The 25,058-nt window shown below is 70.3% G+C and carries 22 protein-coding genes and 1 pseudogene; 13 read left to right on the top strand and 10 right to left on the bottom strand.

The genetic code is table 11. The features are described from left to right. Positions 1-56: 56 nt before the first annotated feature. Positions 57-2,033: pseudogene (locus ACFVR6_RS02815) on the bottom strand (hypothetical protein); the annotation flags it as partial. Positions 2,034-2,304: 271 nt separating this feature from the next. Between ACFVR6_RS02815 and ACFVR6_RS02820 the strand changes: the two are divergent. The 3 genes from ACFVR6_RS02820 to ACFVR6_RS02830 all read left to right on the top strand — a co-directional run bounded on the left by ACFVR6_RS02820 (position 2,305) and on the right by ACFVR6_RS02830 (position 4,854). Beyond that, positions 2,305-3,027: an alpha/beta fold hydrolase gene (locus ACFVR6_RS02820; protein WP_386958606.1), complete on the top strand. Its 723-nt coding sequence runs from the start codon at positions 2,305-2,307 to the stop codon at positions 3,025-3,027. 45 nt (positions 3,028-3,072) lie between these two features. After that, complete coding sequence (locus tag ACFVR6_RS02825) at positions 3,073-3,783, top strand: alpha/beta hydrolase (protein ID WP_386958608.1); 711 nt, start codon at positions 3,073-3,075, stop codon at positions 3,781-3,783. A 114-nt stretch (positions 3,784-3,897) separates the two neighbouring features. Further along, positions 3,898-4,854 carry a zinc-binding dehydrogenase gene (locus tag ACFVR6_RS02830; protein ID WP_386958610.1) on the top strand — a complete coding sequence of 319 codons (957 nt, stop codon included), beginning with the start codon at positions 3,898-3,900 and terminating at the stop codon, positions 4,852-4,854. A gap of 56 nt (positions 4,855-4,910) precedes the next feature. Here ACFVR6_RS02830 and ACFVR6_RS02835 read toward each other — a convergent pair whose 3' ends face one another. Both ACFVR6_RS02835 and ACFVR6_RS02840 read right to left on the bottom strand, forming a co-directional pair. After that, the gene (locus ACFVR6_RS02835; RefSeq protein WP_386958612.1) at positions 4,911-6,062 is read right to left on the bottom strand and encodes an alkene reductase; all 1,152 of its coding nucleotides are present in this window, start codon (positions 6,060-6,062) and stop codon (positions 4,911-4,913) included. 75 nt (positions 6,063-6,137) lie between these two features. Beyond that, positions 6,138-7,877 (bottom strand): SulP family inorganic anion transporter, encoded by a 1,740-nt coding sequence (locus tag ACFVR6_RS02840; RefSeq protein WP_386958614.1) that lies wholly within the window; start codon positions 7,875-7,877, stop codon positions 6,138-6,140. Positions 7,878-8,214: 337 nt separating this feature from the next. On the opposite strand from ACFVR6_RS02840, the gene ACFVR6_RS02845 reads away from it, so the two are divergent. The 4 genes from ACFVR6_RS02845 to ACFVR6_RS02860 are packed head-to-tail and all read left to right on the top strand — an operon-like array spanning position 8,215 to position 11,367. Beyond that, on the top strand, positions 8,215-9,234 hold the full coding sequence (locus tag ACFVR6_RS02845) for a zinc-dependent alcohol dehydrogenase (protein ID WP_386958616.1): 1,020 nt from the start codon (positions 8,215-8,217) through the stop codon (positions 9,232-9,234). After that, positions 9,231-9,632 (top strand): 6-pyruvoyl trahydropterin synthase family protein, encoded by a 402-nt coding sequence (locus ACFVR6_RS02850; RefSeq protein ID WP_386958618.1) that lies wholly within the window; start codon positions 9,231-9,233, stop codon positions 9,630-9,632. Before ACFVR6_RS02845 ends, ACFVR6_RS02850 begins: the two co-directional genes overlap by 4 nt. Further along, entirely contained in the window at positions 9,629-10,654 is a 1,026-nt protein-coding gene (locus ACFVR6_RS02855; RefSeq protein ID WP_386958620.1) for a glycosyltransferase family 4 protein, read from the top strand. The genes ACFVR6_RS02850 and ACFVR6_RS02855 overlap by 4 nt, the downstream gene beginning before the upstream one ends. Further along, positions 10,651-11,367: a RibD family protein gene (locus ACFVR6_RS02860; RefSeq protein ID WP_386958622.1), complete on the top strand. Its 717-nt coding sequence runs from the start codon at positions 10,651-10,653 to the stop codon at positions 11,365-11,367. Before ACFVR6_RS02855 ends, ACFVR6_RS02860 begins: the two co-directional genes overlap by 4 nt. On the opposite strand, the gene ACFVR6_RS02865 is transcribed toward ACFVR6_RS02860, so the two are convergent. From ACFVR6_RS02865 to ACFVR6_RS02875, 3 genes are all read right to left on the bottom strand, one after another. Further along, on the bottom strand, positions 11,319-12,119 hold the full coding sequence (locus tag ACFVR6_RS02865; RefSeq protein WP_386958624.1) for an EI24 domain-containing protein: 801 nt from the start codon (positions 12,117-12,119) through the stop codon (positions 11,319-11,321). The genes ACFVR6_RS02860 and ACFVR6_RS02865 overlap by 49 nt on opposite strands. Positions 12,120-12,320: 201 nt before the next feature. Beyond that, positions 12,321-14,315, bottom strand: a complete 1,995-nt coding sequence (locus tag ACFVR6_RS02870; RefSeq protein ID WP_386958626.1) for a heavy metal translocating P-type ATPase — start codon at positions 14,313-14,315, stop codon at positions 12,321-12,323. A 111-nt stretch (positions 14,316-14,426) separates the two neighbouring features. Further along, positions 14,427-14,987: a hypothetical protein gene (locus ACFVR6_RS02875; RefSeq protein WP_386958628.1), complete on the bottom strand. Its 561-nt coding sequence runs from the start codon at positions 14,985-14,987 to the stop codon at positions 14,427-14,429. Between the two features lie 203 nt (positions 14,988-15,190). Between ACFVR6_RS02875 and ACFVR6_RS02880 the strand changes: the two genes are divergently transcribed. Continuing rightward, positions 15,191-16,240 carry a YihY/virulence factor BrkB family protein gene (locus ACFVR6_RS02880; RefSeq protein WP_386958630.1) on the top strand — a complete coding sequence of 350 codons (1,050 nt, stop codon included), beginning with the start codon at positions 15,191-15,193 and terminating at the stop codon, positions 16,238-16,240. 14 nt (positions 16,241-16,254) lie between these two features. Here ACFVR6_RS02880 and ACFVR6_RS02885 read toward each other — a convergent pair whose 3' ends face one another. The 3 genes from ACFVR6_RS02885 to ACFVR6_RS02895 form a co-directional block, all read right to left on the bottom strand. Continuing rightward, entirely contained in the window at positions 16,255-17,241 is a 987-nt protein-coding gene (locus ACFVR6_RS02885; protein WP_386958632.1) for a cation diffusion facilitator family transporter, read from the bottom strand. Beyond that, the gene (locus tag ACFVR6_RS02890) at positions 17,238-17,741 is read right to left on the bottom strand and encodes a transporter substrate-binding domain-containing protein (RefSeq protein ID WP_386958633.1); all 504 of its coding nucleotides are present in this window, start codon (positions 17,739-17,741) and stop codon (positions 17,238-17,240) included. The genes ACFVR6_RS02885 and ACFVR6_RS02890 overlap by 4 nt, the downstream gene beginning before the upstream one ends. A 73-nt stretch (positions 17,742-17,814) precedes the next feature. Further along, complete coding sequence (locus ACFVR6_RS02895) at positions 17,815-18,198, bottom strand: hypothetical protein (protein ID WP_386958635.1); 384 nt, start codon at positions 18,196-18,198, stop codon at positions 17,815-17,817. Positions 18,199-18,286: 88 nt separating this feature from the next. Here ACFVR6_RS02895 and ACFVR6_RS02900 point away from each other — a divergent pair, with 88 nt between their 5' ends. The 5 genes from ACFVR6_RS02900 to ACFVR6_RS02920 all read left to right on the top strand — a co-directional run bounded on the left by ACFVR6_RS02900 (position 18,287) and on the right by ACFVR6_RS02920 (position 22,494). After that, the gene (locus tag ACFVR6_RS02900) at positions 18,287-18,619 is read left to right on the top strand and encodes a DUF7882 family protein (protein WP_386958637.1); all 333 of its coding nucleotides are present in this window, start codon (positions 18,287-18,289) and stop codon (positions 18,617-18,619) included. After that, positions 18,606-18,842 (top strand): hypothetical protein, encoded by a 237-nt coding sequence (locus ACFVR6_RS02905; RefSeq protein ID WP_386958639.1) that lies wholly within the window; start codon positions 18,606-18,608, stop codon positions 18,840-18,842. The genes ACFVR6_RS02900 and ACFVR6_RS02905 overlap by 14 nt, the downstream gene beginning before the upstream one ends. Positions 18,843-19,204: 362 nt before the next feature. Continuing rightward, positions 19,205-20,524 (top strand): ABC transporter substrate-binding protein, encoded by a 1,320-nt coding sequence (locus ACFVR6_RS02910; protein WP_386958640.1) that lies wholly within the window; start codon positions 19,205-19,207, stop codon positions 20,522-20,524. An 87-nt stretch (positions 20,525-20,611) separates the two neighbouring features. Next, complete coding sequence (locus tag ACFVR6_RS02915; RefSeq protein ID WP_386958642.1) at positions 20,612-21,598, top strand: carbohydrate ABC transporter permease; 987 nt, start codon at positions 20,612-20,614, stop codon at positions 21,596-21,598. Beyond that, positions 21,595-22,494 (top strand): carbohydrate ABC transporter permease, encoded by a 900-nt coding sequence (locus ACFVR6_RS02920; RefSeq protein WP_386958644.1) that lies wholly within the window; start codon positions 21,595-21,597, stop codon positions 22,492-22,494. Before ACFVR6_RS02915 ends, ACFVR6_RS02920 begins: the two co-directional genes overlap by 4 nt. 691 nt (positions 22,495-23,185) lie before the next feature. Here the strand turns inward: ACFVR6_RS02920 and ACFVR6_RS02925 are convergent. Further along, positions 23,186-24,958 (bottom strand): glycoside hydrolase family 35 protein, encoded by a 1,773-nt coding sequence (locus ACFVR6_RS02925; RefSeq protein WP_386958646.1) that lies wholly within the window; start codon positions 24,956-24,958, stop codon positions 23,186-23,188. Positions 24,959-25,058: the final 100 nt, after the last annotated feature.

The raw sequence follows: 25,058 nt of genomic DNA on the forward strand, positions 1-25,058 counted from the left end.
TGAGCGCGGGTGGTGATGCCGAGCTTCGGGAAGATCTTGTACAGGTGCCCCCCGACGGTGCGCGGTGAGAGGTGCAATCGCAGTCCGATCTCCTTGTTGGACAGCCCGCCCGCGGCGAACTCCGCGATGCGGGACTCCTGCTCGGTGAGATCGGCGACGTGCATCACGGCGCTGCGCCGGCAGGCGCGCAGTTCGCGGTGCACCCGGGCCAGCCATGCGCCCGACTGCACCGTCTTGAACTCCGCCTCGACCCGGAGAAGCTGACGGCGGGCTTCGGTGGTGCGGTGCAACCGCCTCAGGTTCTCGGCGTAAACGAGGCGCAGACGGGCGGACTCGTACACGAACGGCAGTGTCGGCGCACGGGCGAGGAGATCCTCCGCGGGCGTCAGGGTGGCGCGTGCGGCGATCGCCGCTTCGCAGGCGGCCAGCACGAAGGCCGCCCTCTCGGAGGGGCGCGGGCCCAGGATCTCCCGAGCCTGTTCCACCCGGGCGACCGCCTCCTCCCGCTGCTGCACAAGAAGCGCGTAGTCGACGAAGTCGAACAGCTCCACCGGGCCGCGCGGGCCGAACGTGAGAGTGAGGATGTCGGGTTCTCGCGTGGAGAGCAGGGCCAGCGCGCGCTCGTAGTTGCCCTGGGACCCCTCGATCATGACGTCGACCGAGTCCATGACCAGCCGAAGGCGATACGCGCGCCGTAGCGCCGGCTCGGAGCGGATTCGGTCCAGCCGCTCGCGCGCCGGTGCATGTTCGCCTCGGAAGGCTTCGACCAAGGCGAGCAGGGCCTCGGCGTTGAGCCGCATCAGCGGGGCGGGGACGACGCTCGTCGCATCCATCGCGGTCGTCAACTCGGCGCCGAGCAGGCTCCAGTGCTGGTTGTGCGCGAGCATCACCGAGACCCACGTCGCGGCGATCGTTCTCACGAGCCGGTTTCCCGCGCGTGTACTCGGCCGGGGAGGGGCCGGGTGTCCTTGGCGCATGTCACGGAATGTGTCCAGCAGCGAGGCCGTGCATCCGGCCAACTGCGACCATCCCCTCCCGTCGGCGGCGGGGGGATCGAGGTGCGGTTCGGATGCCGCGTGCAGGGCGCCGACGGCGCGCACGATGGCGAGGATCGCCGGATGAGCGGGCGTGGGCGCGGTCGAGACCGCTTGGAGGAATCCGTCCCAGGTGGACGGATCGCCGTCGATGAGGTTGGCGAGCGCGTAGACGGTGAGCGCCTCGTCGGCCGCGCTCATGGAAATGCCGGGCTCCTCCAGACGCGCCAGAATCGTGGCCCGCGCGGCGACGGTATTGCTCTCGACGAGCGCTTGGCGCAGCGCCCTCGCGGGGGCGCTCTCGCGGACGAGCATCTTGGTGTCGCTGGCCGTGAAGTTCTTCAACACGCGCTCAGCCTCCGAGAAGTCGCCCTCGAACGCGGCGAGGTTCGCCGCAGCCGCCGCGAACGATGCGGTGGCGTCGGGACTGCTCGCCGCCTCGGCGGCGCGGACGAGGCACACCATCGCCCAGGAGGGACGGTCCGCGCGCGCGAAGAAGTCCGCCGCCGCCCCGAGGTCGACGGGCTCGACCGCCTCCCGGGCCAGCAGCAGATGGAGCGCGCCGCCGTGCGGGGTCGAGGGGGCCGAGAAGCAGAGGCGACCGGCAGCCCGATGGTCGTCGGCGTCAGCGCCGGCGAGCACGGCGACGCGGTGGACGTCCGAACTCCACGTGACGAGCCCGCCGCGCTCGACATCGACGAACCCGGTGGCCGAGGTGGCTGCGGCGTCCAGCGGGCCGGCGCCCGCCTCGCCCTGGAGGGCGAGCGCGAGGACACGGCCGCGAAGCGCGGGCGGCAGGGCCCGGAAGTCGGCGGCGGCGGCCGCGCCCTCGGGGGTGAGGTCGCTGAGGCGGGGGAGGACGTCCGGCCAGTGGTCCTGGCGGGACAGGCGCGTGATCGCCGCCGCGGGCGCCCGCAGCGTCCCGAACACGTCTTCCACGTGCCGGAGGATGAGCGCAGACGGTGCGGGTGCGTCCGTCGCCGAGGGTGGGCTCCCCATGGTTCATTGTACGAAAACACCCCTGACCTGCATCCTTCGCTGCGCGATCGAGTCGCTGCGGGGTGTTTTCCGGCCCGCGACCCGTGTGACCTGCTTCGACGTGTCGATGACTCACGTCAGTCGATCGACTCTTCCTGGCCATGGCGCTCGCGGCGGATCATCACCTCGTGGCGCACCCGCGCCGACGATCCGGAGGCTCGGAGCCTGGAGGGGGAGATGACATGAGTAGCCATGTGCTCGGAAAGGCGCTCGGCACGCACGGACAGGACTCATGACCGTGTCCCCCAACGTCAACACCACCGTCGTCCTCGTGCACGGGGCGTTCGCCGAGAACTCCAGCTGGAACGGCGTGATCCAACGCCTGACGCAGAGCGGGGTGCGCGCGTTCGCGGCATCCAACCCGTTGCGCAGCCTGACCGGCGATGCCCAGTACGTCGGCGACGTGGTGCGGGGCGTCGACGGTCCTGTGGTGCTCGTGGGGCACTCCTACGGCGGCATGGTGATCACGCAAGCGGCGGCTTCGGCAGACAACGTCCAAGCCCTCGTGTACGTCGGCGCCTTCGCTCCGGACGCCGGCGAGTCGGCGCTCCAGCTGACCGACCGCTTTCCCGGCAGCTCGCTGGACCGGGCCGTGTCGGGCGTGCCGCTCGCCACGGGGGAGACCGACCTCACCATCCGCCCTGAGGTGTTCCGCGAGCAGTTCTGCGCGGACGTCGATGCAGACACCGCCGCCCTCATGGCCGCGACCCAGCGCGCGATCTCCGATCGCGCGCTCAGTGAACCGCTGACCACCTCGACACCGGCGTGGCGTTCCCTCCGCTCGTGGTTCGTCTCCGGCGGCGCCGACAAGAACATCCCCGCCGCCGCGATCGCGTTCTTCGCCGAGCGCGCCGGCTCGGAGGGCACGACGGTCGTGGCGGACGCATCCCACGCGATCGCTGTCTCGCAGCCGGATGTCGTGACCCGCACGATCCTCGCGGCCATCATGCGGTGACCCGGGATATCCACCCACGAAACACAAACCCAGAAAGGAAGACTCATGCACACTTCCGAGCAGGAGATCAAGAACATCGTGCTGGTGCACGGAGCGTTCGCCGATGGATCCGGATGGCGCGGCGTCTGGGAGCGGCTGCGGGCCAGCGGCCACCGGGTGACGATCGTGCAGAACCCCCTCACGTCGCTGGCAGACGATGTCGCGGCGACCAGACGGGTCCTGGACATGCAGGACGGCCCGACGATCCTCGTCGGGCATTCATGGGGCGGCACGGTGATCACCGAGGCGGGCAACCATCCCCACGTCGCCGGGCTGGTGTACGTGTCGGCGCTGGCGCCCGACAGCGGCCAGAACACCGCTCAGCAGTACGAGGGCTTCGCGGCGAACCCCGACTTCGTCATCGACGTCGGCGACGACGGGTACGGCTTCCTTCACCCCGACACGTTCAAGATCGGGTTCGCCGCCGATGCCGGCGACGATGACGCGGCGTTCCTGCGCGACTCGCAGGTGCCCATCAACATGTCCGCGTTCGCCACGCCGGTCACGCATGCCGCCTGGCGTGACAAGCCGGCATGGGCCGTCATCGCCAGAGAGGACAGGTCGTTCGATCAGGCCATGCTGACCCATATGGCCACGCGTGCCGGTGCGGAGATCACGTACGTCTCGGCGAGCCATGCCGTGTTCATGACCCAGAGCGGAACCGTCAGCGAGGTGATCCGCACGGCCGCGCTGAACGCGCTCGCGCACGCTCGCTGAGCCTTACCGGGCGAGGGTCGGCGGTAAACTGGAGGCGCCGGAAAACCGGCGTATCGAGCGGGCCGACCGCACGATGACCCTTCGTGCGGGTGGCCCGAGATTGCGAGTCCCCTCATGAAATCCTGGCGTTTCCACGGAACCGACAAGCCCCTCACCCTCGAAGAGGTCGAGGCGCCCCACGCGGGCCCCGGAGAGGTCGTGGTCGCCGTCAAAGCGGCGGGCCTGTGCCACTCCGACGTGAGCGCGCTCGACGACGCGGGCTGGATGCCGTTGTTCCCTCGCCTGCCGATGACCCTCGGCCATGAGAACGCCGGCGTCATCATCGAGGTCGGCGAAGGCATGGATCACTGGAAGGTCGGCGATCGGGTCGGCCTGGCACCGGTCATGCCCGACGGCGATGCCATCGGCTATGGCGCGTGGGACGGCGGCTTCGGCCCGCAGATCCGCGCGACCGAAGCCAACCTGGTCCGCCTGCCCGACGAGGTCTCCTTCGAGCTGGGCGCCATGGCGACGGATGCCGGCCTCACTTCGTACCACGCGATGGTCGCCGTCGGCGGGGCAGCGAAAGGCAAGAAGGTCGGCGTCATCGGCCTCGGCGGCCTGGGCTACATCGGCGCGCGCGTCGCCGTGCTGCTCGGTGCGGAGGTCTACGGCGTCGACGTGAACCCCGCCGCCCGTGAGCTGAAGGACGAGATCGGCCTGGCCGGAGTCGGGGAGACCATCGCGGAGTTCGCCGACAAGGGCCTGGACCTCATCGTCGACTACGCCGGCTTCGGCACGACGACCTCGCAGGCCATCGAAAGCCTGGCTGAGTTCGGCACGCTCGTGCAGGTGGGGATGGGCCGGCTCGAGTCCACGATCAACACCTACCCGATCATCATCAACCAGCTGACGATCCGCGGCTCCAAGTCCGGCACGAAGGAGGACCTCGAGGCCCTCTACGAGCTGATGAAGTCCGGCGACCTCAACCCGCCGCTGAACATCATCACGCCCGCGGAGATCCCCGCCTCCCTCGACCGGCTGCGGGAGGGTGGCGTCGTCGGTCGCCTGATCGCGGTCTACGAGGACTGAGTGATACGGCAGGGAGGGCCCACGCTTCGGCGGGCCCTCCCTGTCGTCTCAGTGCGTCACGCGCCGCTGGGTACGAGTTCCGCGGCGTTCTGCTCCTCCCACGTGGGGTAGTCGGTGTAGCCCTCCTCCGCACCGCCGTAGCTGCGTCGCATGTCGGTCGGAGTCAGCGGCCAGTCGTTCTGCATCCGCTCGACCAGATCGGGGTTGGACATGTAGGCGCGGCCGAAGACGAAGAGGTCGGCCTTGCCGGCATCCAGAGCCTTCTGGGCGAGTTCTTTGGTGAGGTCGCCCGAAGCGATCACCGTGCCGTTGTAGCGCTCGCGGACGAACTCGTACGGGAAGCGATGCCAGATCTCGCCGTCCACGATCTCCTCGTTCGGCTGGTTGGCGAGGCTCCGCAGGCTCTCCGGAGTCTGGAACGCGACGTAGGCGAGGTCGAGCTCGTTGAGGCGGTCCAGCAGGATCGAGTACGTCTCCGCCACCTCGTTCTCGGCGATGCCGTTGAACCGGATGTTCGGGGAGATCTTCACGGCGATGCGGTGGCTCGTGCCCCACGCGTCGATCAGGCGGCGCAGCACCTGCACCATGAACTCGGTGCGCTTGTACGGCGTGCCCCCGAACTCGTCCGTCCGCTGGTTGGTCTCGTCGGAGAGGAACTGGTGCGGCAGGTAGCCCGACGCACCGTGCAGTTCGATGCCGTCGAAGCCCGCGGCCTTGGTGCGCACCGCGGCCCGGTGGTAATCCTCGATGAGGTCCCAGGTCTCGGCCGTGGTCAGCTCGTGCAGGTTCGTCGTCATGGGCGAGTATCCGTTCTCGCGCGTGAAGATCATCGCGTCGGCGGGGGTGGTGCTGGAGGAGACCATCTGCAGGCCGCCGTTGTTGACCTCGTGCCCGACGCGCCCGGTGTGCTCGGACTGCAGGAAGATCCGGCCGCCTCGGGCGTGCACGGCATCCGTCACGAGACGCCAGGCATCCTCCTGCTCCTGCGTCGCGATGCCGGGGATGTCGAAGTATCCCTGGCCGCGACGGTCGGGCCAGGTGCCCTCGGTGATGATGAGCCCGGCCGACGCGCGCTGTGCGTAGTGCAGCGCCATCACCGGGGTGGGCACGCCCTCCGGCGTCGCCTTGGCTCGCGTCATCGGGCCCATGACGATGCGGTTGGGGAGAGTGAGGTCCTTGAGCTGGAACTCGTCGAACAGGGAGGGCATGATCGCCTTTCGTCTTATGTGGTCAGACCACACGCTACAGCGCTGGATGCTCCCTGTACAGAGTTCGGATGCCGCCTATTGCGACTCCGTGGCGGTGTCGGTCGGGTGGTCGTCCACCGACGGCGGCGGCGGCGACTTCTGCTGCGCCCGCACGGCGGTGGACACGTTGCCGTGGATGTGATCGACGCCGATGCGCTCGAGCACGCCGTCGCGGGCGAGGACCGCTTTGACGGCGGTCTTCAGCCGGGCGAGGCGCAGCGTGACACCGGAGTCGACGGCGAGGGTGACGAGGTCATCCAGCTTGGCCGCGCCCTGCGAATCGATGAAGTTGATCCCGCCGCAGTCCAGTACGACCGCCGTCAGATCGGGTGTCGAGTGGATGATCTCGCGGATGCGATCCTCGAGCGCATCGGACGTTGCGAAGAACAGGCCCCCGTCCATGCGGATCACCACGATGCCGGGGATCCGTTCGTCGCCGGGGTGCTCGCCGGCATCGCGGAAGACCTCGGTGCCGGCTTTTCGCGCGAGGGTCGCGATGTAGGGATGGGTGGCGACGGCGATGAGCCAGAGCAGCGACAGGCCGATGCCGATGACGACGCCCGCCAGCACCCCGAATGCCAGCGTGCCGACGATCGCGGCGATCGCCACCCAGAAGTCGAACGGCTGCACGCGGATGAGGCGTCGCATCTCGGGGATGTTGATCATGCCCATCGCGACGGCTTCTATGATGAGGGCTGCCAGGACCGGCTTGGGGAGCGCGGAGAACAGCGGCGCCAGCACCAGCAGGGTCAGCAGCACCGTGACCCCGGAGGTCAGCGACGCCGCTCCGGTGCGAGCACCGGAGCGGTCGTTCAGAGAGCTCGCCGACAGGCTGGTCGACACCGGCATCCCCTGGAAGAGCCCCGACCCGATGTTGGCCATCCCCTGTGCGACGGACTCCTGATCGATGTCGACCTGGTAGCGGTGCTTGGCGGCGAACGTCCTGGCATCCCCCGCCGTCTGGGAGAACCCGATCATCACCAGCGCCACCGCCGCGATCACCACGGTCCCGGCGTTCTCCCACATCAGGGCGAGATCGGGAAGCCGCAACGACGGCAGCCCGCGCGGCACGTCCCCGACCAGGGCCACCCCGCGGGAGCCGAGTTGCAGCAGCCACGACGCGACCAGCCCGCCGACGACGAGGACCAGCGCGCCGGGGATGCGCGGTGCCACCCACCTGAGCCCGAAGACGACGACCAGCGAGGCCACCCCGACCAGCAGGGTGGCCGGGTGTGCCTCTCCCAGCGAGCCGAACCACGACCAGAGCTCCTGGAACGAGTTCGTGCCGTCGGCGGTGGTGCCGGTGATCTTCGGCAGTTCGGAGATGATCACATCGATCGCGGCGCCGAAGAGGAAGCCGGTGACCACGGCGCGGGACAGGAACTGCGCGATCCAGCCCATCCGGAACACGAACAGGATCAGGAAGAGGATGCCGGAGGCCAGCGTGATGCCCGCGACGAACGAGGCGACATCCTGCTGGCCGGTGATGCCCGAGACGAGGACGGCGCTGGCGGCCACGGCGGCCAGCCCCGAGCTTGGTCCCATCGAGATCTGACGACTGGTGCCGAAGATCGCGTACAGGATCGCACCCGCGGCCGCGGCGTAGAGGCCGTTCTGCAGCGGGATGCCGGCGATGCCGGCGTATCCCAGGTTCTTGGGGACGATCAGCGCCGCCACCGTCACGCCGGCGATCAGGTCGCCGCGCAGCCAGCTGCGGTCGTAGGAGCGGATCCACCCGAGGATCGGAACCAGTCTGGCACCTCTGCGCCGTTTCATGATGCGAGCTGCGGACCGTCAGGTACGCGCCCGGTCGAGTTCGTCGGCCGCGCACCGGCAGCCGGTCGCGATGAACTCCGCCGCGGACACGTCGGGGGGTCTCGTCTTGATCTCGGAGGACGCCATGGCGCCATCCTGCAACCGCGACACGGCCGAGGGAAGACGTCCCCATGTCCCGCGGTGACGGAATGCGCTCTCGGTGACAGATCGACGCGGCCGGCGGGGGTGCCCGCCCCGTGCACCCCCTCGCCCGCGCCCGCCTGACCGGGCAGAGTGGGCACAGTCGACGACCGCGCTGTCCTGGCGGCAGCGCATCGTCGCGCGGGGAGGCAGCGACATGGGCGATGACGCCGAGACGGCGGGCGGTATGGATGCGATGACGCACGGCATCGCGTTCTGGGTGGAGAGCCCCGGGGTGGGGGCGCTGCGCCGGGAGCCGATCGCCGCGCCGGCGCCCGACGACGTGCAGGTGCGCACCCTGTACACGGCGATCAGCCGGGGGACAGAAGCGGTGGTGTTCCGCGGCGAGGTGCCCGAGCGTGAGCGCATGCGCATGCGGGCGCCGTTCCAGCACGGCGACTTCCCCGGCCCCGTGAAGTACGGCTACCTCAACGTCGGCGTCGTCGAACGTGGACCGGCGTCGCTGCGGGGCAGGACGGTGTTCACGCTGTTCCCCCATCAGTCCCGGTTCGTCGTCCCCGCCACGGCCGTCGTCCCGGTGCCCGACGGCGTGCCCGCCCGGCGTGCGGTGCTCGCCGGCGCTGTCGAGACGGCGGTGAACGTGCTGTGGGATGCCGCGCCCCTCATCGGCGACCGGCTCACCGTCGTCGGTGCCGGCATGATCGGGTGCGCCGTGGCCCGCCTGGCGCGCGGCATCCCGGGCGTCGACCTCGCCGTCGTCGATGCCGATGCCGGCAAACGCGACGTCTGCATGGCGCTCGAGGTTCCATTCCACCTCCCGGCCGATGCCCCGGGTGACCGCGACATCGTGATCGACACGAGCGCCTCCGAAGAAGGGCTGCGCCTGGCGCTGCGGACCGCGGTGACGGACGGAGTCATCGTCGAGGCGAGCTGGTTCGGCAGCCGCGACGTGCGGCTGCCGCTGGGGGAGGACTTCCACTCGCGACGCCTGACGCTCCGCTCCAGCCAGGTGGGCGCCGTCGCGCCCGGGCGGCGCGGCACCCGCAGTGCGACCGACCGGCTCGCCCTCGCGCTGCAGCTGCTGCGCGACCCCGGCTTCGACACGCTCCTGACCGACGACGCCCCCTGGCGTGAACTGCCGGCGGTCATGGCCGCGATCGCCGACGGCGGCTTGCCCGGGCTGTGCCACACGATCGACTGGAGTGACGCCCCATGACCTACACGCTCACGGTGCGCGACCACATGATGATCGCGCACAGCTTCACCGGTGCCATGTTCGGTCCCGCCCAGCAGCTGCACGGGGCGACCTTCGTCGTGGATGCCGCCTTCCGCGCGGCGCGGCTCGACGAGCACGGCGTCGTCGTGGACATCGGACGCGCCGCGGAGGTGCTGCGCGGTATCCTCGCGTCGCTGACTTACCGCAACCTCGACGAGGACCCTCGCTTCACGGGGGTCAACACGACCACCGAACGGTTGTGCGCGTTCGTCGCCGAGCGCCTCGCCACCGCCGCCCGTGCCGGCGAGCTGGGCCGCGACGGGGCGGACCTTCACGCCATCGCCGTCACGCTGCACGAGTCGCACATCGCGTGGGCGACGTACGAGGTGGCGCTGTGACCGGCGCGCTGTGGTTCGTCGTGCCGCCCGGAATCGACGACCCCGCGCGGGTGAGCGGCGGCAACGTCTACGACCGGCAGCTGCGCGACGGGCTGATCGGGAGGGGGTGGCGGGTGCGCATGGTCGAGGCCGCGACTGCGGATGCCGGGGGGTTGCGAGCCGCGCTGCGGGGTGCGCCCGACGGCGCGCTCGTGCTCGTCGACGGGCTCGTGGCCGGTGCCGCCGCGGACGTGCTCGTGGAGTCGGCCGCGCGGCTGCGGCTCGTGGTGCTCGTGCACATGCTGCGGGCGGCGATGCCGGATGCCGACGCGGGTGCTGTCGCCGACGAGCGTCGCGCGCTGGGGGTCGCCCGGTTGCTGATCACCCCGAGCCGGTGGCTGCGCGCGCAACTCGCGGACGACGGCCAGAGCGTCCCCATCGTCGTCGCCTCGCCGGGTGCGGCAACGGGGGCTGCGGCGACGGGCACCCCGGGCGGATGCGCGCTGCTGTGCGTGGGGGTCGTTGCGCCGCACAAGGGGCAGGACGTGCTCGTCGATGCCCTCGCCGCAGTCGGCACCGTCCCGGACTGGGTCTGCACGTTCGCCGGCGCGACGGACGCCGATCCGGCGTTCGTGGCCGCGGTGCGCGCCCGGGCGGCCGCACTCGGAGAGGGGGAGCGGATCCACTTCGCGGGTGTGCAGATCGACGCCGGGATGGACGGCCTCTACCGCCGCAGCGATCTGCTCGTCGCACCCTCGCGTGCCGAGGCGTACGGCATGGCGATCGCGGAAGCCCGCGGGCGCGGCATCCCCGTCATCGCCAGCCGCGTGGGCGGGATCCCGGAGGCAGTGGGAACGGATGGCGCGGCGCTGCTCGTGCCACCGGGGGATGCCGCCGCGCTCGCGGGTGCGCTCAGGCGGTGGATGACCGATGCCGGATTGCGGCGTCGGCTCACGGCGCAGGCTCGTGGCGTGCGGTCGCGCGGCCGCGCGTGGGAGGATGCCGTCGCCCGAGTGGCGACGGCATTGGCGGACGTGCCATGACCGCCGTCCGCCGCCCGTACGTCACCTTGAGCTGCGCGATGTCGCTGGACGGCTGCCTGGACAGCACCGCTCCGCATCGTATGGCGATGTCGAACGCGGAGGACTTCGATCGCGTCGACCAGCTGCGCGCCGACCATGACGCGATCCTGGTGGGCGCCTCGACCGTGCGGCGGGACAACCCGCGACTGCTCGTGCGCAGCGCGGAGCGTCGCGCCGCGCGGGTCGCGTCCGGACGGCCCTCGTCTCCGGCGAAGGTGACGGTCACCGCCACCGGCGACCTGTCGCCCGAGGCTGCGTTCTTCACCGCGGGCGACGGAGACAAGTTCGTCTACTGCCCGCGCGGTGCGGCCGACGCCCTCACGCGCGCGGTGGGAGACCGCGCGACGGTCGTCGCCCTCGGCGACGCGGTCGTGGCGATGGGCGACGCGCTCGCCGATCTCGCGCGCCGCGGCATCGCGCGGCTCATGGTCGAAGGTGGCGGTCGCATCCACACGCAGTTCCTCGCGCAGCGGCTGGCCGACGAGCTGCAGCTGGTGATCGCGCCGTTCTTCGTGGGCGAGGTCGGCGCGCCGCGCTTCGTGCATCCCGCCCGGTTCCCGTGGGACGAAGCCCACCGGGCGCGGCTGCTGGACACCCGCCGGATCGGCGACGTCGTGCTGCTGCGCTACGCGATGTCCACGCGCGCTCTGGCGGAAGCCGACGTCGGCGGGTGACCGGCCAGGCCGGCCGGGCCCGAGGCGTTCTCCCCGAGCAGTGACCGGGCGAGGAGAGTGGATCCCGCCACGGCCGCAGGCATCGTGGCCACCGCGCCGAGCGGCACCAGGAAGCACAACTGCGTGGCCACGCCGAAGCCCAGCATGCGCGCCCGGTGCTGTCGCATCAGCCGTCGCCGGGCGGCGGCGTCGAGGCCGCGTGCCGACAGTGCACGGGTGGCCAGCTCGTCGGCGAGCAGCCATCCGGTCAGCAGCACGCCGCTGACCGCACCGAGGATGCCGCCCACCACGGGGACGAGGCCCAGCAGCGCGGCCAGCAGGGCGACTGCGATGCCGCGGGTGAACAGTGCGAGCCCGTCGCGCAGCGATCGCCAGAATCCGTAATCGGCGTCGATGCCGGCACTGCCGGCATCCGCCTCCACCGCCTTCCAGATGCGGTCGTAGAACGGCTCTCCGATGAAGAGGGTGATCGCGGTGAAGGAGACCGCGACCAGCACGAGCGCGGCACCGACCATCGCGGTGCCGACGGCGAGGCGGATGACGGTGACCCACAGCGCCGGCCAGCCATCGGCGAACGGGGTCACCGCCTCGGTGAGGTCGGGGAGGAAGATGCCCAGGGTGATGAGTCCCGCCAGGAACAGCGCGCCCACGACTGCCGCGGGGACCAGGCCCAGCGCCATGGCGCCGGGGCGTCGCCGCCAGAACGCGAATCCGCGGCCCAAGAAGGCCATTCCCCGGGTGAACTCGCGCATGGACCCGAGCCTACCGGCGCCGCATCATCGTCACGCTGGCCGTCGGTCGTTGCGAGAGTCGTGGTCCCCACGACCCGCCGCGTCGCGAGCGTAGGAGATGGGCCGAGCGTAGGACGTTCGCGGCGGCATCCGTCCTACGGTCGCCACATTTCCTACGCGTGTCACCCGCTCGGGCGCGGCAGCCCGTATCGCGGCATCCGCCTACGGCGTCAAGTCGAGGCGACGCAGCAGCTGCGCGTTGAGGGCGACGACGACGGTCGAGGCCGACATCAGGATCGCGCCCACCGACATGGGCAGGACGAAGCCGAGGGGGGCCAGGATGCCGGCGGCGAGCGGCACAGAGATGAGGTTGTAGCCCGCTGCCCACCACAGGTTCTGGGTCATCTTGCGGTAGCTCGCGCGGGACAGCGTGATCACCGAGAGGACCGATCGGGGGTCGGAGCTGGCGAGGATGACGCCCGCGGAGGCGATCGCCACGTCGGTGCCGGCCCCGATCGCGATGCCGACGTCGGCCTGCGCGAGCCCGGGGGCGTCATTGACGCCGTCGCCGACCATCGCGACCTTCTTCCCTTCGCCCTGCAGGTGCGCCAGCTTCGCCGACTTCTCCTCGGGGCGCACGCCGGCGAACACGCGGTCGATGCCGAGTTCGTCGGCCACGGCGCGGGCGACGGCCTCGGCGTCGCCGGTGATCATGACGACCTCGAGGCCCAGGGTGTGCAGCGCCGACACGGCCTCGCGGGATTCGGGTCGGATGTCGTCGGCGAGCTTCAGCGCGCCGACCACCGCGCCGTCCACGACGACGTGCAGGATGATCGCGCCCTCCGACCGCCACTCGGCGGTCGCCGCGACTTCGGTCGCGCCCACGTCCGCGAGCAGTCGCGGCCCGCCCACGCGCACCTCGTGGCCGTCGACGGTCGCGGTCACGCCGACCGCGGGGGAGGAGGCGAAGCCGCTCGCCGCAGCGGGGGTCAGCCGACGGCCTGCGGCCGCGCGCATGATCGCCCGGGCGAGCGGGTGCTCGCTGTCGGCCTCCGCCGCGGCGGCCAGCGCGAGCACCCCCGCCGCGTCGTGCCCGGTGACGGGGGCGATGTCGGTGACGGTGGGTTCGCCCTTGGTCAGCGTGCCGGTCTTGTCGAACACCACGACGTCGACGGTGCGCATGGTCTCCAGCGCCCGCCGGTCGGTGATGAGAACGCCGCTGCGCGCCGCGCGCTCGGTGGCGATCGACACCACGAGCGGGATCGCGAGACCCAGCGCGTGGGGGCAGGCGATGACCAGCACCGTGATGGTGCGGGCCACGGCAGCGTCGGGATCGCCGGCGATCGACCAGGCGACGGCGGTGATCGCGGCGGCCGACAGGGCGAACCAGAACAGCCACCCGGCTGCACGGTCGGCGATGCGCTGGGCGCGGGAGGTGGAGTTCTGCGCCTCGGCGACCAGCCGCTGGATGCCGGCGAGGGTCGTGTCATCCCCCGTGGCGGTGACTTCGACGCGCAGGCCGGAATCGGTGGCCACGGTGCCGGCGACGACCGCATCGCCGATGCGGCGTGCCACCGGTCGGGATTCGCCGGTGACCATCGACTCGTCGATGTCGGCGCGTCCGGTGACGATGCGACCATCCGCCGGAATGCTCGCGCCGGGGCGCACCACAACGACGTCGCCGACGCGGAGGTCGGCGGGGGAGACGTGGGCGATACGGTCGCCTTCGACCCGTTCGGCCTGGTCGGGCAGCAGCGCGGCGAGGGAGTCCAGTGCCGAGGAGGTCTGGGCGAGGGAGCGCATCTCGACCCAGTGGCCGAGCAGCATGATGACGATCAGCAGCGCCAACTCCCACCAGAACTCGAGTTCGTGGTGGACCAGACCGAGGGTCGCCGCCCACGAGGCGGCGAACGCGACGGTGATGGCCAGTCCGATCAGCAGCATCATGCCCGGCCGCCGCGACCTCAGTTCCTCCACGGCCCCGGTGAGGAACGGCCAGCCGCCCCACAGGAACATCACCGTGCCGAGCACGGGCGAGATGAAGGTCGCCCCGGGGACATCCGGCACGGTGTAGCCGAGGAGCATGGCGAACATGCCGGAGAACGCCACGACGGGGACCGCGAGGACGAGGTTGACCCAGAAGAGCCGGCGGAAACGGGCGACGTGATCGCCGTGACCGGCATGCCCGTCGTGGTGCGCATGTGCGGTGTGCGTCATGACGTCTCCCTCGCTCCCCGGGACCCGGGTCGCTCTGATCGAATATACCCCCCTGGGGTATCTGTCGAAACGAGGTCGAGGCTGCGCGTATTCCCGATGTCGGGAGGGCGCTCAGCTCGCGCGCACGTGCCGCCCGCACGTCGGCGCCGCGTCGTCGTGGCTCTGCACCTCGGCGCCGCCACAGCGGATCTCGCCGGGGGTGACCGTGCCCTCGCACGGGATCACGAGCAGGTCGCCGACCGCGATGTCGCGGGGGAGGCGCAGCCGGGGACCATCGGCGGCAGCGGCGGCGCGCAGCCGCGCGCGAACGGTGCGGCGGGGCGGCGTGCGGCCGACGAGGCGGGTCTGCGAGACGTGCGGCTCGCACCCGCTCAGGTCGGCGTCGATGACGACGTCGACGGGGCCGTGCCCTTCGCCGGGGCTGACCGAGGCGACGCGCGTGACGACGAGCGAGACGAAACGCTGGCGGATGGGGGATGTTCCCCACACCTGGGGTGCGGCCCGCCCGATGCGCACGGACGGGGTCGCAACACGTCCCTGCTGGGCGAGGGACTCGCCGTCCACGAGCACATCGGCCTCGCGCAGCGTCGCCGCCGCCGGCCAGACGGACGGCTCCAGCAGGTGCGCGACGGTCAGGTACCGGGCGGCGGTCATCGTGTGCATGAGCATCATGTGTCCGGTCTACGGCCGCGGCGGGCGTGGCGGAAGCGGCGCTCACGGTATCCATGCGGCTTCCGCCCGAAATCGCCACGCCAGCCTCGCGCGAGCACACGGGCGTCGGCAACGCAAGTCCCTCCTGTGCCCTCGCGGCGTTGCCGACACTGGCAGGCCGGGCCCCGACGGGGCCGTCAGAGCACTCCGAAAGGAATGGCACGGTGACTCAGCAGAACCAGGACACCCGTACGGACGCGCCAGACCCCGACGGCGCCGGTAAGCCCGATGCCCCGACCGAGATCGAGAAGCGCTCGTGGAAGTACGTGCTGGTCAAGACCGTGCGTGAGTTCACGGCCGATCAGTGCATGGATGCCGCGGCCGGCCTCACGTATTACGCGGTGCTGTCGATCTTCCCCGCCCTCATCGCGATCTTCTCGCTGCTGGGGGTCTTCGGTCAGAGCGGGGCGGCCGCAGATGCGGTGCTGGGGATCGTCGAAGACGTCGCGCCCGGCGACACCGCCGACGCGCTGCGCGGCCCGATCGAGCAGCTGTCCCAGGCCCCGGGAGCCGGTCTCGCCCTCATCATCGGCATCCTGATCGCCCTGTGGTCGGCATCCGGCTACGTCGGTGCCTTCAGCCGGGCGATGAACCGCATCTACGAGATCGAGGAGGGACGCCCCTTCTGGAAGCTGCGTCCGATGCAGCTGCTCGTGACCATCATCGCCGTCGTCTCGCTGACCATCGTCGCCGCGGCGCTCGTGCTCTCCGGCGACGTCGTCGACGCCGTGGGAGCGGCCATCGGCGTCGGCGAGGGCGTGCGCATCGCGTGGAGCATCGTGAAGTGGCCGCTGCTGCTGGTCGTCGTGGTCTTCCTCGTCGCCGTGCTCTACTACGCCACACCGAATGCGAAGCAGCCGAAGTTCCGCTGGGTGAGCATGGGCGCCGTCCTTGCGATCGTGGTGCTCGCGCTGGGCACCCTCGGCTTCGGGGTCTACGTCGCCAACTTCTCCAACTACGACCGCACCTATGGATCGCTGGCCGGTGTGATCGTGTTCCTGCTCTGGCTGTGGATCGCGAACCTGGCACTGCTGTTCGGAGCGGAGTTCGACGCCGAGCTCGAACGGGGCAGACAGCTGCAGGGCGGCATCGCGGCCGAGGAGGACATCCAACTGCCGGCGCGGGATACGCGCCAGAGCGACAAGCGCGCCGAGAAGGAACGGCGCGACATCGCCGAGGGGCGCCGCATCCGGGAGCAGCACGACCGGTCGTGACCGACCGGGATCGATCAGGCGGGCGAGCCCACCGCCGAGGCTCGCAGCTGCGGGGGCAGCTCGGGCACGACGGTGATCACCATGTCGTGGATCTTCCAGTCGAGGCCCTTGCACTCCTCGGCTGCCGCGTGGAGCTGCTCGAGGCCGGGGGTGCGTCCGCGTCGCGGCACGACGAAGGCCTCGACGTGGAAGAACTGCCCCTGATCGCGCACACGCGAGGCGACGGCATCCACCCAGCGCAGCCCTCCCAGGTACTCGTCCACGAGGGCGGCGTCGGGGTGCGGGCGGCCGTCGTCGAACGTGGTCGCCCTCGTGTCCATGAGATCCGTGATCGCTGCGCGGGTGTTCTTGACGCCGTCCCACAGGATGCTGAGGGCGATGAGGGATGCCGCGACGGCGTCGGTCCACCACCAGCCGATGCCGATGCCCGCGACGCCCACGATGGAACCGGCGGCGGTCATCCAGTCGGCCTTGTTCATGTCGGCGTCGGCGTAGAGCACCTTGTTGTGCAGCTCTTTCGCGAGCTTCATCTTCACTCGGCCGAAGTAGATGGGCAGCGGAATGGTCAGTGCCATCACCGCCATCATGAGCCAGCCGAGCCAGACGCTCTGGCCGAACAGTTCCACGGATCCGATCGGCGGGCGCTCGCCGCGGATCAGTCCGATCCCTGAGTCGACGAGCAGGAACGCCCCCATGGCGAACAGGGCGACCCCGGCGACGAGGTGCGCGACGCCGACCGAGCGGAAGAACCCGTACGGGAACTTCTCGGTGGGGCCTTTGGCCATGATGCGCACCGCCAGCAGGAAGGCGATGGGCGGCGCGAGCGAGAGGAGGTCCTCGATCCACGCGGCCTTCATCGCCTGCGAATTGCCCATCACGAGGTAGACCGCGGTGATCGCCACGGCGAGGAACGCCAGCGTGTACCACTCGAACCGGATCGCCCGCCGGAGGGTCGGCGAGTGCGACGGCGGCAGCGGGAGCGGCGGCGGGAGCGGGGTCATCGGTCACTCCCGTGCTCGCGCAGGAACTGCTCCGTCGTCACCAGGAAGCGGTTCTCGCCCATGCGCGTGAGGAGGACGTGCTTCTTCACGGTGCCGTACGGGTCGGCCGCCTCCGTGTAGGGGGTCGTGATGGCCGCGAGCTCGGTCCAGGGGGTGTCGTCGGTGAAGCCCCCGATGGCGAGGTCGAGGTCGCCCCGGTTGAGCGCTTCGGCCAGTGCCGCCTCGCTGCTCTCAGTCCACACGATCTCGGCATCGAGTTCGTCTGCCAGGTGCTCGACCAGGTCCACCTCGGTGCCGCTCGGGCGGGCGGAGGAGCCGGACGTGTCGGTCCAGGGTGGGTTGTGGGTGATGCCGACACGCAGGTCGCCGCCGGTCACGCGGTCGAGGGTGTCGTCGGTGTCTGCGGGAACGGCACCGCAGCCGACGAGCGTCGCCAGGAGCCCGATCACGACGATCGGGGCGACGCGTCGGCCGCGAGGGCGGAGGGGCGGAGCGGACATGCCGTCACCATAATCCGCTCCTGAAACGGGTCGCACATCCTCCCCAATCGCTCGCGAACGTGCTACCGCCGCGTCAGAACTCGTCGACCGACGTGTCGTTGCGAGGGTCGTCGTCCATCATCTGCGCCGCGGGGGAGGGCGAGCTGTCGTTTCGCACCCGGTCCGCGGCGCGGCGCAGGCGCGCGACCAGCTCGTCGTCGACGACCTCGTCGTAGGGGGATTCCTCGGTGTCGGCGATCAGCTGGCTGGCCGGACCGATCAGCACCTCCGACATCCCCGGCGTGCCGTCGTCGTTCAGTGTCGGGATTTGCGTGGTGGCCGACGTTCCCACCTCTGCCAGCGCCTGCGCGTAGTCGATCAACGCGTGGGCGATGGCAGAACCGGTGAGGATCGAACTGCCCGCGTAGTGAACTCTCTCCATGACCCGCTTTTGTACCCACTGCGCGGCGTCACGCACACCCGCTTCCGCCCGGGGCCCAGATGGGATAGGAAGAGGGCGGTCATCCATGCCGTTCCAGCAGCCGGGGTGGGAAGGGGCTGATGCCGTGGGCAAGTTCATTTTCGAAGGGCAGCTGAAGGCCGATTTCGAGGACAGACTGCTCGCCCACCTGCAGGTGGTGATCGGGGCGAAGCTTCGCCGCGGGGAGTCGTTCCATTTCACCTGGCGCGACGACGCCAGCATCGGCGACGGGCGCACCACCATCTGGCTGCACCCTCGCAGCGTGCTGGTCTACAAGTACTACGGCAGCCGCCGCGTGCCGCTCAACCCGGCGTGGCTGGGCGCCCTCACCTACACCGCGAACTCGCCGCAGGGGCTCTATGTCGTGCCCGAGCCCGCCCCCGACGCCGAGGCGGTGAAGTTCGATGAAGCGCATTGACATCGCCTACGGCGGAAATTCCTATTCGGTCGGCGGGCGCGACTTCGCCGAGTTCCGCGATGAGATCGCGGCGCGTGTGGCTGACGGGTCGGCCGTCTTCTGGCTCGAGGTCAATCAGGGCGAGGGCGAACCGCGGCCGACCTACCTCCTCATCACACCGGCGACCCAGCTCGCTCTGACGCCGATTCCCGGCGACGACGACCCTGCCCAAGCCGCCCGCTGACCCCGATTCCCGACGCCCGCTGACCCCGGTTCCCGGAGCCCGCTGACCCCGGTTCCCGGAGCCCGCTGACCCGATCCCCGTCGCCGGCTGGCCCCACGCGTGGGCGGGCCGTTCTCCGGCGCGCGGACGACGGCATTTCTCCCGGCTCGACCCACGCCAATGTCGCGTCGTGCTGGGTAGTGTTCGCGGTGAACAGTTACTGCCATTGAAATCAGATTGAGACTTGATCAGACGCGGATCGGCGGTATTGTGAACGCAAACATCCATCTCATCGACGAGGATGGCGAACGCAGCATCTCGCATCAACGGCCGATGTACACCAGCCGCGCATGGGGCGCGGCTTCCTCGAAGGGGAGCGACACATGACATCGAAGTTCCGCGGCGGCCGTGCCGCCGCAGTCACGGCTCTGGCAGCCGTGTCGGCGGTTGCCCTGGCCGCGTGCAGCGGCGGGAGCGCAGGCACGGACCCGGAAGAGGCATCCGGCGATCCGGTCGAGATCACCTACATCCACCGTCTGCCCGACGGTGAGGGCATGACCGCGGTCGCGGACATCGTCGACCGCTGGAACGAGGACAACCCCGGCATCCAGGTCACCGCCACGAAGTTCGACGGCGCGGCCAGCGACCTGATCCTCAAGCTCGAGACCGACGTCAAGGCCGGCAACGGGCCGTGCCTGGCGCAGCTGGGCTACTCCGAGGTCCCGCAGCTGTTCGTCAAGGGTCTGCTCGAGGACGTCGCCGCCGAGGCCGGCAAGTACAAGGATGACTTCGGCGCCGGCGCCTACGCGATGATGACCGTCGGCGACGCCGTCGTCGGTCTGCCGCAGGACACCGGCCCCCTCGTCTACTACTACAACGAGACCGAGTTCACCGCCCTGGGCCTCGAGGTCCCGACCACGATCGAGGAGCTCGCGGCCAGCGCGGCCGTCGCTGCCGACGCGGGCAAGTACGTCGCGGCCTTCACTCCGGACGAGGCCCTCAACTGGCTCTCGGCGCAGTCCGCCGCAGCCGGCGACGTCTGGTTCGACACCTCGGGCGACTCGTGGTCGGTCGACGTCGAGGGCCCGGGCAGCCAGAAGGTCGCCGCGTTCTGGCAGGGTCTCGTCGACGGGCAGGACGCCCTGATGACCGAGCGCTGGGGCGAGGGCTTCACGCAGGCCATCAACGACAGCGCGCTCATCGGTCACATCGGCGCCGCCTGGGAGGCGGGCTTCATGCTCGACTCGCTCGACGGCACCCCGACCGAGGGCCAGTGGCGCGTCGCGCAGCTGCCCGACTTCGGCGCCGGTGCGCTCTCGGGCCCCGACGGTGGCTCGGGCGTGGCCGTGATGGCCGGCTGCGAGCACCCCGCCGAGGCGATGGCGTTCAACGGCTGGTTCAACACGCAGATCGATGACCTCGCCTCGCAGGGTCTGGTCGTCGCCGCCAACGGCACGCCGGAGACGAGCGAGAAGATGCTGCGCCAGTTCGGCGGCCAGGACGTGCTCGCCGAGCTCGCCACGGCATCCGCTGCGATGAACCCGGAGTTCGTCTACGCTCCCGGCTTCGCCTCGCTCACCACGATGAACGAGACCGCCTCCGGCGTCGCCTCGGGTGCAGCGTCGGTCGCCGACATCTTCACCACGGGACAGAACGACGCCGTCTCGGCGCTGAAGGACCTGGGTCTGCCGGTCGCGGACTGACGCGCTCCGCCGACACACCGCTGAGCCGGCGGAGCGCATTGACCACACCATGTGCTCTGCCGGCTCCTGCACTTGAAAGACGATGAGATGACATTGACCACCCCGCCCACCGTGGCCGCCGCGGCCGCGACAGCCCGCGCGACCTCGCCCACGCGAAAGGGCCGAGGCCGACGCGGCGGCGCCCGGCGCGAAGCGTTGACCGGCTGGGCGTTCATGGCACCGTTCTCGGTGCTGTTCATCGTCGTCTTCGTCATCCCGATCGCCGTGTCGATCCGGGCGTCGATGTTCAGCGAGGTCCCCTCGGGTGAGGGCCTGTACGGCGGCGGGGAGCTGGTGGAGGCCTTCGTCGGCTTCGACAACTTCGCCATCGCGATCGCCAACGAGACCTTCTGGGCCGGCATGGGCCGGGTCGTGCTGTACGCGATCGTGCAGATCCCGATCATGACGATCGCGGCTCTGGGCCTCGCGCTCCTGCTGGATTCCTTCATCGTGCGCCGCCCCGGCGTGTTCCGGCTGTCGTTCTTCCTGCCGTACGCCATCCCGGGCGTCATCGCCGCGATGATGTGGCTGTACCTCTACACCCCCGAGGTGTCGCCGTTCATGCAGTACCTCCCCGAGGGGACGGACTTCATGGCGCCGGGCACGATCCTGCTGTCGATGGCGAACATGACGACGTGGACGTACACCGGCTACAACATGCTCATCTTCCTCGCAGCCCTCCAGGCTGCACCGCGTGATCTGTACGAGGCGGCCCGCATCGACGGGGCCTCGGGTTGGCAGATCGCGATCAAGATCAAGGTTCCGCTCGTGCGGGGGGCTGCCCTCCTGGCGGTGCTGCTGTCGATCATCGGCACGATCCAGCTGTTCAACGAGCCGACCGTGATGGAGAGCCAGAACCCCTGGATGGGCAAGGGCTACACGCCCATGATGCTCACCTACAACTCGCTGCTGGGCGCCGTCTCGCCGTCCGGCACGGGCATGGCATCCGCGTATTCGCTGCTCATGGCGGTCATCGCCGGCGGACTCGCGATCGTCTATGCGGTGCTCCAGCGCCGCAAGGGAGGAAACTCATGACCACCGCGATCCGCACCGGCAACCGGCGCGCCCGCAAGGTCGACTTCGACCTGCCTCCCAAGAACGCCCTCCCCAGCCGCCGGGGGAAGATCGCCGGCCTCATCGCCCTCATCGCCGCCGCGGTCTACTTCCTCGGGCCCGTCTACTGGCTCGTGGTGGCCTCGACTAAGAACAACCGCGACCTGACGTCGACCTTCGGCTTCTGGTTCGCGGAGTGGAACCTCGGCGCGAACTACGACAGCCTCATGTCCTGGACGCAGGGCATGTTCTGGCGGTGGGTGGGCAACTCGATCTTCTACTCGGTGACGGCCGGTGTCGTCGGCACGCTCTTCGCGATCATGGCCGGCTACGCCATCGCGAAGTTCTCCTTCCCGGGTAAGAAGGTCGCCGTCGCGATCATCATGGCGGGCCTGCTGATGCCGGTGGCGCTGCTGACCGTGCCGCTGTATCTGGAGTTCCACGCGCTGGGGCTCGTGGACACCGTGTGGGCGATCATCATCCCCTCCGCCGTCTCGCCGTTCGGCGTGTTCCTCGGGATGGTCTACGCCCAATCCGTGCCGACAGAGCTGCTCGAGGCGGCGCGCATCGACGGAGCGGGGGAGTTGCGCATCTTCTTCACCATCGTGATGCGGCTGCTCGCACCTGCGATGGTGACGATCTTCCTGTTCATCTTCGTGGCGACCTGGAACAACTTCCTGCTGCCGTTGCTGATGGTCTCCTCGCAGGAGCTCAAGCCCGTGACGCTGGGTCTGTTCGGCATGATGAGCTACTTCTCGCCGAACAAGGGAGCCGTCATGCTCGGCGCGCTGTTGGGCGTGCTGCCGCTGATCATCCTGTTCTTCACGCTGCAGCGCTACCTGCGCTCGGGTCTGGCCGCCGGCGCCGTGAAGGGCTGAGAGCCGCCCGCCCGCGCTGGCGAGTGAGTGCGCCCCGGGAGTCAGGATCGCCTGACGCCCGGGGCGCCGTCGCGTGCGCGCGCGCGTGCACGGGGGCTCGGGGTCGGGGTCGGGGTGCCCTGGCATCCTGCTCGCTCGTCGCAAAAGCCCCCATGCTTGCCCCCGGCGGGCCTTTTGCGACGACTGAACCAACCGGCGATCCGCTCGGTCGTTGCGAATGTCCCTGGGGGCGCGCGCGGCGGGTCCTTCGCGACGACCGACGTGCGGGGGCCGTGCCCGCGCCATCGGCGCGGTACGTCGTGGCTCGGTGCGTGCCGGCATCCTGCTCGCTCGTCGCAAAAGCCCCCATGCTTGCCCCCGCCGGGCCCTTTGCGACGACTGAACCAACCGGCGATCCGCTCGGTCGTCGCGAAAGTCCCTGCGTGCGCCCCGCGGCGGGCCCTTTGCGACGACCGAACGCCGGGTTCGGCGCCCGCCGGTGTGGCGCCTGCTGCGCGGCGCGGCGCGCGCCGGCATCCGCTCGGTCGGCGTGAAAGTCCCCGAGGAGCCCAGAGGTGGGACGGATGCGACGACCCAACCCGCCGGCGTCCGGCTCGGTCGTCGCGAACGGCCCGGATGGCGCCGCGCGGCGGGACGGATGCGACGACCGAACCAGCCGACGACCGAACCGACGAGAGGTGCGGCCGGAGGGTCAGGAGCCGATGAACTCCTCGGTCATCCCGAGCGAGGCGACGTCGCGGATCTCCAGGGTGGCCGGCAGCTGCTCCAGGTCGAGCACCCGCACGTCGTTGCGTCCGACGCGCCACAGCGGCGCGGGTGCGTACAGCGTCTCCTGCGGGCCGACGCTCCAGTAGCGGCCGAGCAGGAAGCCGTTGAGCCACACCAGGCCCTTGCTGCCGCCGGGGAGTGCGAGCCAGGCATCCGCCGTCTCGACGAGGTCGACCGTCGCCGTCGCCAGACCCGCCGCTGCCTCGGTGTCGCCGACGGCGACGAGCGAGCCGTCGAGCGGGACGATGCGGTGCGTCCAGCCGTGCAGGTAGCGCCGGCCGAGCAGCACGCCGCCCATGATGCCCTTGTGCTCCCCGGTGAGGGGGCCGTAGTTGATGCGGCCGAGGCTCTCCACCACCAGCGTCAGGTCGTGCTCGCCGTCGTGGCCGTGGAGGTCGACACTCGTGCGCCCGTCGCGTTCGAGTGTCGCGATCGGCTCGCCGTCGATCAGCACGATCGCGCGGTCGTGCAGACCGCGGATGCTGAGGGTCTTCTCGTCGCCGATGCGGACGCGGGTCTCGTAGACGACGAGGCCGTCGGCCACCCCGAGCTCCTCGAAGGTGGCAGGGATGCCGGTGCGCTCGCCTGCCGGCAGGGCGCGCAGGGTCGCGGCGAGCGAGCCCTCGCGGGCCAGTGGCAGCGTCTGCGGCTCCTGGAAGCGCGGCTCGGCCGGCACCTCGGGGAGCGGGCCGTCGTGGAACGGCGCGAATGCGGCGCGCAGGGCCTCGAACTTCGCGCCCAGCCTGCCGTCCTCGGCGATGGGGGCGTCGGAGTCGTAGCTGGTCACCGTCGGCTGCAGCACGCCGTCCCAGTTCGCACCGGCCCACAGCCCGAAGTTCGTGCCGCCGTGCGCCATGTACAGGCTCACCGAGCCGCCCGCCGCCAGCAGCGCGTCGACGGTGCCGGTCATGCTCTGGGCGCTGCGCACGTGATGCCGCTCGCCCCAGTGGTCGAACCAGCCGCCCCACAGTTCGCTGCACAGCAGCGGCGTCGCGTCCGGCAGCAGGTCCCGCGCGGTGTCCACCCCCGTGCCGAACGTGAAGCTCGGCATGGCGCCGGACACAGACCCGTGGTGCTGCATGTCGGCGGTGATCCCGTCGGCGGTGGTCAGCAGCTCCACGATGCCGTGGGCGCGCAGCAGGTCGCGCTGGTGCTCGAGGTAGACACGGTCCGACCCGTAGGAGCCGTACTCGTTCTCCACCTGCACCGCCACGATGGGGCCGCCTCGGCCGGCCTGGAGCGGCGCGAGCCGGGGGAGGAGCTCGGCGTACCAGGCTTCGACCGCGTCGAGGTAGACGGCATCGCTGCTGCGCACGCCGCGGGTGCGGGCGGTGAGCCACGACGGCAGACCGCCGTTGGACCACTCCGCGCAGATGTAGGGGCTCGGTCGCACGTAGACGTCGAGCCCGACCTCGGCGGCGAGGCGGATGAAACCCTCGATGTCACGCCAGCCGTCGAAGCGGCGCTCGCCCTCGACCTGCTCATGGAAGTTCCACGGGATGTAGGTGTCGACGGTGTTCGCGCCCATCGCCGCGAGCCGGCGCAGCCGATCTTCCCACAGGTCGGGATGCACGCGGAAGTAGTGCACAGCGCCGGCGAGCATCCGGTGTGGCCGACCGTGTCGCAGCAGCGTCTCGGACTCATATGTGAGCGCTGATACTGCAGATCGCTGGCCGCCAGCTGCGGGCGTGTCCATCCGGGGCTCCCCCTCGTGTTTTTTCGGGACCTCATGATCCGAAGTGATCGATGTTTGCGTTCACATCTCATGACATCCTGCCCTATTTCCCCACGCGATG

The organism is Microbacterium sp. NPDC058021 (assembly GCF_042885955.1).
In the GTDB taxonomy this organism is placed as follows: Bacteria; Actinomycetota; Actinomycetes; order Actinomycetales; family Microbacteriaceae; genus Microbacterium.